We start from the raw sequence: 11,507 nt of genomic DNA on the forward strand, positions 1-11,507 counted from the left end.
GCGGCACCGGGTTTCGGTGGGGTGGTCGCCAGGTAACAGAGTGACGACATGCGCACGTCACATCAAGGGTTTGGACGGTCGGTCTGACGTCCCGTCCGAAAGGTGTTCGAGGAGCGGAGTTGACGAACGGGCGGCTCCGGGTGCGTTCCGGGGGGTCTTCGCACGGCCTCTAAGGTGGCCGGGTGCTGCTTCCCGTCGGTCCCACGCTCGGTGTCGTGCTCGCGGTGCTCCTGGTGTTCGCCGCCGCCGTCGCCGCGTGGGCCTCGCTGGGCCGGGCCCGGGAGATCGTCGTCGCGGGGCTGCGGGCAACGGCCCAGCTGGCAGCCGTCTCCCTGCTCATCGGCTGGGTGGTGCACTCACCGGGGCCCCTGCTGGGCTTTCTGGCGCTGATGTTCGCGGTCGCCGTGCGTACCGCGGGCAGGCGGATCACCCCCAACCGCACCTGGTGTTGGGCGGCGCTGCCGATCGGTGCGGGCGTCGTGCCCGTCGTCGTGGCGCTGCTGCTCACCGGGCTCGTCCCGCCGCGCGGCATCGCGCTGATCCCGGTCACGGGAATCCTCGTCGGGGGCGCCCTCACCGCGACCGTGCTCGGCGGCCGGCGCGCGCTGGACGAGCTCGGGACGCGGCGGGGAGAGGTGGAGGCCGGGATGGCTCTCGGGCTGCTCGACCGGGACGCCCGGCTGGAGATCGCCCGCCCCGCGGCGGCGGACGCGCTGCTGCCGGGGCTGGACCAGACCCGGACCGTGGGGCTCGTCACGCTGCCGGGGGCATTCGTGGGCATGCTGCTGGGCGGCGCATCACCCGTGGAGGCGGGCGCCGTTCAGCTGTTCGTCCTGGTGGCGCTGATGGCGGTGCAGGCCGTGGCCGTCGCACTCGTGCTGGAACTGGTCGCGCGGGGGCTGCTGCACCGGGACTGAGGCGATGCGGCCCGCCCCGCCGGGACGAGGCGGCCGGCCCGGTCCCGGGGGAAAACGGGTGCGCGTTACGCGGCGTCGACGATCAGGCGGATCGAACCGTCCGCGCCCGCTTCGACCCGGAGTTGCGTCAGGTCCTCGACATGGGCGTCGGGCGAGAGCGCCGCGGCGCGCGGGCCGACGCCCACGACGCGCATGCCGGCCGCCCGGCCCGCCGCGATGCCCGCCTCGGAGTCCTCGAACACGATGCAGTCCGCCGGGTCGAAGCCGAGCTCGGCCGCACCCTTGAGGAAGCCCTCCGGGTCGGGCTTGCTGGCGCCCACCATCTCGGCGGTGACGCGGGTCTCCGGCATCGGCAGGGCGGCGGCCGTCATCCGCGCCTGTGCGAGCGCCTCGTCGGCCGAGGTCACGAGGGCGTGGGGGAGGGCCGCGATCGACGCCATGAACGCGGGGGCGCCGCCGATGGGCACGACGCCGTCCGTGTCGGCGGTCTCCTCGGCGAGCATGATCCGGTTCTCCGCGTAGTTCTGCTCCATCGGACGGTCCGGCAGCAGGGCGGCCATCGTGGCGTAACCCTGGCGGCCGTGGACCACCTTGAGGGCGGCCACGGGGTCCAGCCCCTGCGCGGTGGCCCAGCGGCGCCAGCAGCGTTCCACCACCGCGTCGGAATTCACGAGGGTGCCGTCCATGTCCAGGAGGAGGGCGCGGGCTTCGAGGACGGTGGCCGGCATGGGCATGCTCCAGAGCGCGGAAGGACAGCTCGTAGCTGCGGGTGAAGAAAAAACAAGTAGCCCCGCCCGCCGGTCAGGGAGAACGAGCGGAGGCTACTTTGTTTCTCCACGATACAAAAACCGTCGCCGAAACGCCAATCCGACGCCGGACCAGCCGCGAGCCCGGTCACGAGCCCGCCAGGCCCCGCCGCGGACGGGGCGCGGGCGGATGCGGCACCAGGTGGACGGAGCGCGGACGCGGCGGGGCCGCGATGCGGATGCGGCGCCTCGGGACCGGCGCCTCAGGACCGGCGTCCCCGGCCGCTCGTCTGCGCCTCCAGGGCGCTGCGGGTCTCCGGCCCGTAGACGCCCGACGGGTCGCTCCGGACCGACACCCACCGCTGGTACTCGGCGACGGCCTGCTCCACCTGTGCCGAGTAGTCGCCGTTCTCCGGACCCCGGTAGACCCATATCTCCTGCAGCCGGCGCTGGAGCTCCGAGACCTCCGCGCCGCTGTCGCCCCGGCGCAGCGTCGCCCCGGACACCTCCTCGGCGGGCGGTGCCGCCGCTTCCGTGCCGGTGGCCTTCGTCTCGGTGGCGGAAGGTGACGGCGACTGCGGGACCGAGGCCGAAGGCGACGCCGACGGGCTCTGCGACGGGGAGGCCGACTCCGAAGGTGATGCCGACGCCGACGCCGACGCGGACTCCGACCGCGACGGTGTGGGGGAGGGAGAGGCCGAAGGGGACTCCGACACCGACGCGGCCGGCTCCTCGCCCGCGTCCGGCACGCTCGTCGTGGCCTCGGGCAACGCCGCTTCCCGGTCGTCCCTGTCGTCGAACAGGCCGCCCGCGAAAGCCGCCGTACCCACCACCGCGGCCACCGCCGCCCCCACGGCGACCACGACGAACGGCCTCCTCCGCCGCGGTTGCACGGGATCGGGTCCGCCGCCGGCATAGGCCGCGGCGCTCCGGCGCCGGCTGTCGTCCGCCGCGGTGGCGTCCGGCCGGGCACCCGGCGCGGACCCGTGTGAGCCCGCCGCCTCCCGGCCCGGCGCACCGTCCAGGAACAACGGCATCGTCGTCGCCGCATCGGGAGTTCCGTGGTCCTCCGTGTCCTCGCTGTTCAGCGTCACGTACGGCCGGATCCGCAGCGGGTCGAAATCCTCGGCCGCCGCGATCTCCGCCGAACGGGCGTCCCGTCCGGGCCGCGTGGCCGCACCGGCTCCGCAGGCGCACCCCGCCCCGGGTCTCGCACTCTGCTCGCCACCGCACTCCGGGCACATGTGTCCGGTCATCGTGGGTTCCCCTCCCCTTCGAACTGCCTGCGATTATGCAGGCCGCCGCTGGGAAGCCCAACGCGCGTAGCGTTGCTCGGCAGGCCATAACGACACAGAGCGGCCAGGATGGGGTCAAGCGGACCCGAGGAGATGCTCATGGCCCAGCAGCTGAGCCCGCCACCCCTTGCGGCAGGTGGCGGGCGGTCCCGGCGGAACATCCTGGTCTCCATCGGCGCACTGCTCCTCGGCATGCTGCTCGCCGCACTCGATCAGACCATCGTCTCCACCGCCCTGCCCACGATCGTCAGCGAACTGGGCGGCCTGGACCATCTCTCGTGGGTGGTGACCGCCTACCTGCTCGCCGCGACCGCGGCCACCCCGCTGTGGGGCAAGCTCGGCGACCAGTACGGCCGCAAGAAACTCTTCCAGACGGCCATCGTCATCTTCCTCGTCGGCTCCGCGCTGTGCGGCATGGCCCAGAACATGCCGCAGCTGATCGGCTTCCGCGCCCTCCAGGGCCTCGGAGGCGGAGGCCTGATGGTGCTGTCGATGGCGATCGTCGGTGACATCGTCACCCCGCGCGAACGAGGCAAGTACCAGGGCCTCTTCGGAGCGGTGTTCGGTATGACCAGCGTGCTCGGGCCGCTGCTCGGCGGCTTCTTCACCGAGCACCTCAGCTGGCGCTGGGTCTTCTACATCAACCTCCCCATCGGCATCGTCGCGCTGCTCGTCATCGCCGCGGCCCTGCACATCCCGGTCCGACGCACCAGACACCACATCGACTACCTGGGCACCTTCCTCATCGCCTCCGTCGCCACCTGCCTGGTCCTTGTCGCCTCGCTCGGCGGCACCACCTGGGCCTGGGGTTCCGTGCAGATCATCGCCCTCGCGGTCCTCGCCGTGGTGCTGCTCGTTGCATTCGTCGCGGCCGAGCGACGGGCGGCCGAACCGGTGCTGCCGCTGAGGCTCTTCCACAAGCGGACCTTCAGCCTCGTCGCCGTCATCAGCTTCGTCATCGGCTTCGCGATGTTCGGTGCCATGACCTATCTGCCGACCTTCCTCCAGGTCGTGCACGGCATCAGCCCGACCCTGTCCGGTGTGCACATGCTGCCGATGGTCCTCGGGCTGCTGCTCACCTCGACCGGCTCCGGCCAGATCGTGAGCAGGACCGGCCGGTGGAAGGTCTTCCCGATCGCCGGCACGGCCCTCACCACGATCGGCCTGCTGCTGCTCCACACCCTCTCCGAGACCAGCTCCACCTGGACGATGAGCCTCTGCTTCTTCGTCTTCGGCGCCGGACTCGGCCTGGTGATGCAGGTGCTCGTGCTGATCGTGCAGAACTCCGTCGGCTACGAGGACCTCGGCGTCGCCACCTCCGGGGCGACCTTCTTCCGGTCCATCGGAGCCTCCTTCGGCGTGGCCGTGTTCGGCACCGTCTTCACCAACCGGCTGACGGGCAAACTGGAGGACGCGCTCAGCGGCCGCCCGCTGCCGTCCGGGGTGGACGCCGGGGCGCTGGCCGCCGACCCCCGGGCCATCGGCCGACTCCCCGCGGACCTGCGGCCGTCGGTGCTCAGTGCCTACTCGACCTCGATCACCGACGTCTTCCTCTACGCGGCACCCGTCGTCCTCGTCGCCTTCGCCCTCGCCTGGTTCCTCAAGGAGGAACCCCTGCGCGGATCGGTCACCGCGCCCGACTCCAGCGAGACCCTGGCCCCCAACCCGGTCCAGCGTTCCTCGTACGACGAGTGCGCGCGTGCCCTGTCGGTGCTCGCCACCCGCGAGGGACGCCGCGAGATCTACGAGAAGATCACCGAGAAGGCCGGGTACGACCTCCAGCCCGCCTCCAGCTGGCTGCTGCTGCGCATCAAACGGCACGGCACCGTCGAACCCGGCCGGCTCGCCGAGGTCGCCCCCGTGCCCCTCAGGGTCATCACCTCGGCCGCCCGCCAGGTGGAAGGGCTCGGCTACGCCCGGCGTGAGGGGATGCAACTGGTGCTCACCGAACGGGGCGCCGAGGCCGTGGTCCGGCTGTCCCGGGCCCGGGAGGACTCACTGGCCGAGCTGCTGGGCGACTGGTGGGGACCGGACCGCCCCACCGACCTGACCCGCCTCGTGACGGAGCTGTCGGCCGAGGTGAGCGGGTCGAGCAAGGAGCGGCCCCACATGCCCGAGCCCCGCCGCGACCACTCGGTCGGCTGACGCCGCAGGCCGGGGGCGGTTCAGAGCTCCTTGGCGAGCCAGTGCTCCGCGTACGGCCCCCGGTTGAACGCCGGCACCTCCAGGTATCCGTGCTTCGCGTACAGCCCGCGCGCCTCGACCAGGTCGTCGCGGGTGTCGAGCCGGATCGACTTCACCCCGTAGGCCCGTGCCGCGTTCTCGATGCCCGCGAGCAGCAGGCCGCCACCGCCCGTCGAGCGGAAGGCGGGCCGGACGAACACCCGGGTCAGCTCCGCCGTCACCGCGTCGACCAGCCGCAGGCCCGCGCAGCTCGCCGGCTCGCCCGCGTACCGCCCCACCAGGAACTCGCCGGTGGGCGGGGCGAGCCGCTCGACCCCGTCGTCCCTCAGCCCGTCGTCGATCTCGGCCGTGGTCGCCGGACGGCCCCAGTACCGGCTCGCCACCTCGTCGTAGTAGTCCCGCCGCAGCACGGTCCCCTCGGGGCTGCCGAAGTGTTCGGGGGTCACGGTCCACGTCATTGGTCCATTCTGTCCGGGACGGGGCGAGGCGACGAACCATTTACGTGCAGGGGGAAACGATGGAGCGGGAAACGGGCCCGGAGGCAGCGGTCCAGCGGCTCGGGGAACAGTGGATACGGGAGCTGGCGCAGCCCGGCGGGGGCAGCTTCGTGTGCTCGCCCGCCGGACTGTGGCTGGCCCTCACGGCCGTCGCCTCGGGCGCCCGCGGCGGGACGGCCGCCGAGCTGCGCGCACTGCTCGGGGTGGCCGGGTCCGAAGCCGCGGCCGTGGTGACGGACGCGGCGCGGGACTGGGGGCGCACCGAGGCGCTGAGGGTGGCGACCCGGGTGTGGAACAGTGCGCCGGTCCACCCGGAGTACGAACGGTCGCTGCCCGACGTCGCCTTCGGCCCGGTGGACGCCGCGGAGGCCGACGCGTGGGTCCGTGAGCGGACCGACGGCCTGATCGACAAGCTGCCGCTGGAGATCGACGGCGACATGGCGCTCGTCCTGGTCAACGTACTGGCCCTGAAGGCGCTCTGGGAGCGGGCGTTCGACACGGGCCGCACCCGCGACGCGGCCTTCACCGACGCGGCGGGCACGAGCCGGCCGGTTGCGACGATGCACGCGTCGGTCCCGCTCGCCGACGTGTGGCCGGTGCCGGGCGGGTACGTCGTCGAACTGCGCTGCCGGGCCGAGCAGGGCGGCACCGCACCGGCACGGGTCAGATTCGTCCTCGGTGAGCCGGGCGAAGGGGCGGCCGACGTCCTGCCGAGGGCGTGGGCCGCCACGGAGTCGCGCACCCTCCGGACGACCGACGTGGTGACCGTGGCGCTGCCCCGGTTCACCCTGCGGACGACGATTCCCGTCACGGACCAGCTGCCCGCACTGGGCGTGCGGCTCGCGACCGACGCCTCCGCGGCCGACCTCTCCGGCCTCTCGCCCTGGCGGCTCCACGTCTCCGAGGTGGTCCAGGAAGCGGTCGTGAAAATCGCGGAGAAGGGGGTGGAGGCCGCCGCGGTCACGGTCGTGGCGTTGCGGGCCGCCGCGGTGCAGCCCCGGGTGGTGCGGCACATCGCCTTCGACAGGCCGTTCGGCGTCGTCGTCCTGGACGGCTCGTCGGACGTCCCCCTCTTCGCGGGCTGGCAGGCCGACGTCCCCTGCTTCGAGGACTGACAGGACTGACAGGACTGACACGAGAGCTGACAGGACCGACGGGACGGCGAGGACGGCGAGGACCGACCCGGGCGCGAGGACGAGGCGGTACGCCGGCACGCCCCCGCGGGGCCGCCCGGCGGTATCCGGGCATTGTTTCGTCAAATCGATGGTGACAGTCAGGCGAAGAGGGGGTTGATTGTGTCTACCTCATAGGGCAATGCGAGGCTTCATCCGCACAAACCCGGGCCGAGGGGACAGTGCACGGAAACGGGAGGGTCGGCGCAGCGTGACAGATCTGGAGCGCAGTGTGCGGGGGGACGTGGCGGCGGATCCCGGAGCGAGAGCCGCGGCGGTCAGGGCCGTCCTCTGGCTGCTCGTCGGTGTCCTTGCGGTACGGCAGATGGCGGTGGTGCTGCGCCGCCCGCCCGGTGAACGCCTCATCGACCTGGAGACCTGGACCGGTGCGACCGGGGTCCTGCACATCGCGGGGTCGCTCTACGACCCGGGCCGTTTCACCGGCACACCGTTCGCCGGACTGGTACTGAAGCCGCTGACGGTCTCGGCCCAACAGGCCCTCGGCGTCGTATGGACCTTCGGATCGCTCCTGCTCGTCGTGCTGCTCGGGTTCGTCGCCGCGCGCGCCCTGCCCGCACCCGTGAGCAGGCGCACCGCGTTCCTCGCGGCGCCCGTCGCGATCACCCTGCTGATGGTGTCGCTGCCCGTCCGCAACACCCTGCACCTGGGCCAGACCAGCATCCTGCCCGTCCTCCTGGTGCTGCTGGCCTGTTTCGCGGTACGCGGTGAGCGCCTGCCCGGAGTGCTGACCGGTGTCGCCGCCGCCCTCCAGCCCGCCGTCCTGCTCTTCGCCGCCCTGCTCTGGCTCACCGGGAGACGCCGCGCGGCCGTGAGCGGCGGTGCCACGTTCGTCGTCTGCACGGCGCTGGCCTGGGCGATGATGCCGCGTGACTCCTGGGCGTACTGGGTGCACCACCTCGCGGGTGCCGGGCTCGGGGAACGCCCGGACAGCCTGGCCAACCAGTCCCTGCACGGCGCGTTGTTGCGCTTCGGGCTCCAGGGACCGTTCGAGATCGCGCTGTTCCTGGTCCTCGCCGCCGCCGTGGTCGTCCTCGGGCTGCGCCGCGCCGCCCGCTACGCCCGTGACGGACAGCTGCTCCTGGCAGTCGCGGTCACGGGCTGCGTCGCCGTCGCCGTGTCGCCCACCGCCTGGCAGCACCAGTTGCTCTGGGTGCTGCTCGCCGTCGTGGGCCGCGTCGGCACCAAGGCGTCGGACCGGCTGGTCTGGCCGGCGGTCGTGGTGCTCGTGCTCACCCTGCCGGGGAAGATGCTGCTGCCGAACGTCGGCGTGGTCCTCCCCGTGCGCGACAACGCGCTGCTCGTCGCCGCGCTCGGCGCGGCCTGCGCGGTTCCCTTCCTCTCGCGTACCTCGCCCCACTGGCAGAAGCCGATTCCCACGGACTACGCGAAACCGGTGCCGGCGCGATTTGCGTGGGTGCCGCTGCTGCCGTTCTGGCGCCGGGCGCTCAGCCGCCCCAACCTGCTGCTGGAACTCCTGCTCATCCGGGTCGTCTACTCCGCCTACGCGAAGGTCCGGCTGGCGGCGACGGCCGGGCGCTCCGCGGCCGAGGAGCACGGCCGGCAGATCCACTCCGCCGAGCAGTGGCTGCACATCGACATCGAGCACTGGGCCAACCACACCGTCGTCGGCATCCCCTGGCTGCGGGACTTCTTCGACTACTACTACTCGACGTTCCACTTCATCGTGCCGCTCGCGATCCTCGGCGTGCTGTACGTACGCCGGCCCTCCGACTACCGCTGGGCCCGCAGCACCATCGGTTTCGCCACGGTCCTCGCCCTGTTCGGCTTCTGGCTCTACCCGCTGGCACCCCCACGGCTCATGCCGGGCCTTGGCTTCATCGACACCGTGCACGGTGTGCAGGACCTCGACAGCCCCGATTTCGGGGCGCTGACCGCGGTGACCAACCAGTACGCGGCGATGCCGTCCCTGCACTTCGGCTGGTCGCTGTGGTGCGGCCTCGTGATCCTGCTGCTCGCGCCCAGGCTCTGGATGAAGGTCCTGGGGCTGCTGCACCCGTTGTTCACGGTCTCCGCCATCGTCGCGACGGGCAACCACTGGGTGCTGGACGCGGTCGGCGGTGCCGCGGTGGTGGCGGCGGGCTTCGGGCTGACGTACGTCCTGGCGGGGCCTCGCAGGCTCCAGGCCGGCACGGGGCCGGCCCGCGCGACAGCGGCGTGGACGCGTCCAGCGTCCCCAGGCCCGGGGACGCGCCCGGGGAGCCGGCCATGACGGCCGAACCCGCGGGCACCAAGGCGTAGGACACGGGCCGAAGGGGTGCGGCGCGGCCCTCCCGAGCCGTCCGGCACCCCTTCGGCACGGATCGCCGCGTACGACGAGCGTCCGCCCGCTGCGGGGATCGCGCCACTCGAACGGCTCAGCGGCAGCGCCGTGACGCGGGTCAGGCCTTGACCGACACCCCGGCCTCCGTGGGGGTGGCGCCCCGCTCCCCGAGCTGTTCCGTCGGCACATGGGCGGTCTCACGGGCGGACAGAGCCGCGACCACCGGCGGCACACAGAGCGCGGCTGCGAAGAGGGCGACGCTGCCCCAGTTGTCGCCGTCGGGGCCGGCGATCTGCGAGGCGAACGCAACGGCGAAGCCGGCGATGGCGAAGCCGGTCTGGGTGCCGATCGCCATGCCCGAGAGCCTGACCCGGGTGGGGAACATCTCGGCGTAGAAGGACGGCCAGATGCCGTTGGCAGCGCTGTAGACGACGCCGAAGACCAGGATGCCCGTGACGAGCACCAGCGGATAGCTGCCGGTCGAGATCGCCCACAGGTACAGGGGCATCACCACCGCGCTGCCGGCGGCCCCGACGAGGAACACCGGCCGGCGCCCCACCCGGTCGGACAGCCGGGCCCACAGCGGAATGGTGAACAGGGCGACCAGATTGGCCAGCGCGCCCACCCACAGCATGCCGGTGCGGCTCAGGCCGACCGCGTCGCTCGTGGCGTAGGACAGCGCCCAGACGGTGAAGATCGTGCTGACGGTGGCGATCACGGCGGCCGCGACGACCCGCAGCACGTCGGCCCAGTGGTCGCGCAGCAGCACGGCCAGCGGCATCTTCGCCACGCCCCCGGTGGCCGCCTGCTCGGTGAAGACCGGGGTCTCCTCCAGGGTGCGGCGGATGACGTATCCGGTGACGGCGACCGCGATGCTCAGCCAGAACGGGATGCGCCAGCCCCACGAGAGCAGTTGCTCCTCCGGGAGGGCGGCGACGGGGATGAAGGCCAGGGTCGCGATGAGCTGGCCCGCCTGGGTCCCGTTGATGGTGAAGCTGGTGAAGTAGCCGCGCCGGTGCGGGGGCGCGTGCTCCAGACTCATCGAGTTGGCGCTGGCCTGCTCACCCGCCGCGGAGATGCCCTGCATGATCCGCAGGATGACGAGCAGGACGGGGGCGGCCCCGCCTATCTGGTCCCTGGTGGGCAGACAGCCGATGAGGAACGTCGACAGGCCCATCAGCATCAGCGTGAAGACCATGATCTTCTTGCGGCCGAGGCGGTCGCCGACATGACCGAGGAAGAGCGCGCCGACCGGACGGGCCGCGTAGGCGACACCGAAGGTGGCCAGTGACAGCAGGGTCGCGTTCGCAGGGTCCGACTCGTCGAAGAAGACCTTCGGGAAGATCAGCGCGGCCGCGCTGCCGTAGATGAAGAAGTCGTAGTACTCGAGCGCACTGCCGATCCAGGCGGCGAGGGCGGCCTTACGGGGCTGGGCCTGCGGCGTGGGCGGAGAGCCGGAGGCAGGGTCGTGAGCGGTCACGTCGGGCTCCTTCGGGGACGTTCCGTGCGGGGAGGGGCGAGCGGCCCGGCTAATTAACGCACCAGTTAGTTAGTTGCGGATGGCTACGGATGGTGCGAGCAGTTGACGTCCCTGTCAAGAGTTCGCGCAGGATCGGCCCCGGGGGGTGCCCCGCCGCGCAGCTCGTCCGGCCCGGCCCGGCCCCGAACCGGCCTGCCGGTCCCGCTCCCGTCGGCCGCCGGTCCGTCCTACGCCGCCCGGTCGGCCGTGAGGTACGCGATGATCATGTCGCCCAGCATGGCCCGGTAGTGCTCGCGCCGGCCGGGGTCCACCAGGTCGCGGCCGAAGAGCGCGCCGAAGGTGTGCCGGTTGGCGATGCGGAAGAAACAGAACGAGCTGATCATCGCGTGCAGGTCCACGGCGTCGACGTCCGCCGTGAAGAGTCCCGATGCGCGGCCCGTGTCGAGGATGCGCCGCAGGACCTCGATCGCCGGCGAGCCGATGCGGCTCAACTCCGCCGAAGCGGCGATGTGTTCGGCCTCGTGGATGTTCTCGATGCTGACCAGGCGGATGAAGTCCGGGTGCTCCTCGTGGTGGTCGAAGGTCACCTCTGCCAGCCGGCGGACCGCCGCCACGGGGTCGAGGTGCTCGACGTCCAGCAGCTGTTCGGCCTCGCGGATCCTGGTGTACGCCCGCTCCAGGACCGCGGTGAAGAGCTGCTCCTTGCCGCCGAAGTAGTAATAGATCATCCGCTTCGTGGTGCGCGTGCTGGCGGCGATCTCGTCGACCCTGGCGCCCGCGTAACCGAGTCGTGCGAACTCCCGCGTCGCCACGGTCAGGATCTCGTCCCTGGTGCGCGCCGCGTCGCGGGTCCGCGCGGCGGGCTGGGCGGGTCCTTCGGTGCTGGTCATCCGGATCCTTCGCGGCAGGCGGTG

The 11,507-nt window shown here is 72.1% G+C and carries 9 protein-coding genes; 4 read left to right on the forward strand and 5 right to left on the reverse strand.

The features are described from left to right. Positions 1 to 182: 182 nt before the first annotated feature. The gene (locus P8A20_RS25995; RefSeq protein WP_147963224.1) at positions 183 to 917 is read left to right on the forward strand and encodes an ABC transporter permease; all 735 of its coding nucleotides are present in this window, start codon (positions 183 to 185) and stop codon (positions 915 to 917) included. Between the two features lie 65 nt (positions 918 to 982). Here the strand turns inward: P8A20_RS25995 and P8A20_RS26000 are convergent, their stop codons facing one another. Continuing rightward, on the reverse strand, positions 983 to 1,645 hold the full coding sequence (locus tag P8A20_RS26000) for an HAD-IA family hydrolase (protein WP_147963223.1): 663 nt from the start codon (positions 1,643 to 1,645) through the stop codon (positions 983 to 985). 281 nt (positions 1,646 to 1,926) lie between these two features. Next, positions 1,927 to 2,919, reverse strand: coding sequence for a peptidoglycan-binding domain-containing protein (locus P8A20_RS26005; RefSeq protein ID WP_306104334.1), 993 nt, complete (start codon positions 2,917 to 2,919; stop codon positions 1,927 to 1,929). 138 nt (positions 2,920 to 3,057) lie between these two features. On the opposite strand from P8A20_RS26005, the gene P8A20_RS26010 reads away from it, so the two are divergent. Beyond that, positions 3,058 to 5,103 (forward strand): MDR family MFS transporter, encoded by a 2,046-nt coding sequence (locus P8A20_RS26010; protein WP_306104335.1) that lies wholly within the window; start codon positions 3,058 to 3,060, stop codon positions 5,101 to 5,103. Between the two features lie 20 nt (positions 5,104 to 5,123). Here P8A20_RS26010 and P8A20_RS26015 read toward each other — a convergent pair whose 3' ends face one another. Further along, positions 5,124 to 5,600 (reverse strand): GNAT family N-acetyltransferase, encoded by a 477-nt coding sequence (locus P8A20_RS26015; protein ID WP_147963220.1) that lies wholly within the window; start codon positions 5,598 to 5,600, stop codon positions 5,124 to 5,126. Positions 5,601 to 5,659: 59 nt separating this feature from the next. Between P8A20_RS26015 and P8A20_RS26020 the strand changes: the two genes are divergently transcribed. Both P8A20_RS26020 and P8A20_RS26025 read left to right on the forward strand, forming a co-directional pair. After that, entirely contained in the window at positions 5,660 to 6,754 is a 1,095-nt protein-coding gene (locus tag P8A20_RS26020; protein WP_306104336.1) for a serpin family protein, read from the forward strand. A 289-nt stretch (positions 6,755 to 7,043) separates the two neighbouring features. Continuing rightward, positions 7,044 to 9,062 carry a bifunctional glycosyltransferase 87/phosphatase PAP2 family protein gene (locus tag P8A20_RS26025; protein WP_371934443.1) on the forward strand — a complete coding sequence of 673 codons (2,019 nt, stop codon included), beginning with the start codon at positions 7,044 to 7,046 and terminating at the stop codon, positions 9,060 to 9,062. Positions 9,063 to 9,231: 169 nt separating this feature from the next. Here the strand turns inward: P8A20_RS26025 and P8A20_RS26030 are convergent, their stop codons facing one another. Together P8A20_RS26030 and P8A20_RS26035 are read right to left on the reverse strand one after the other, a co-directional pair. Beyond that, on the reverse strand, positions 9,232 to 10,593 hold the full coding sequence (locus tag P8A20_RS26030) for an MFS transporter (RefSeq protein WP_306104338.1): 1,362 nt from the start codon (positions 10,591 to 10,593) through the stop codon (positions 9,232 to 9,234). A 227-nt stretch (positions 10,594 to 10,820) separates the two neighbouring features. Further along, positions 10,821 to 11,483 (reverse strand): TetR/AcrR family transcriptional regulator, encoded by a 663-nt coding sequence (locus tag P8A20_RS26035; RefSeq protein ID WP_147963216.1) that lies wholly within the window; start codon positions 11,481 to 11,483, stop codon positions 10,821 to 10,823. Positions 11,484 to 11,507: the final 24 nt, after the last annotated feature.

The organism is Streptomyces sp. Alt3, assembly GCF_030719215.1.
Classification (GTDB): Bacteria; Actinomycetota; Actinomycetes; order Streptomycetales; family Streptomycetaceae; genus Streptomyces; species Streptomyces glycanivorans.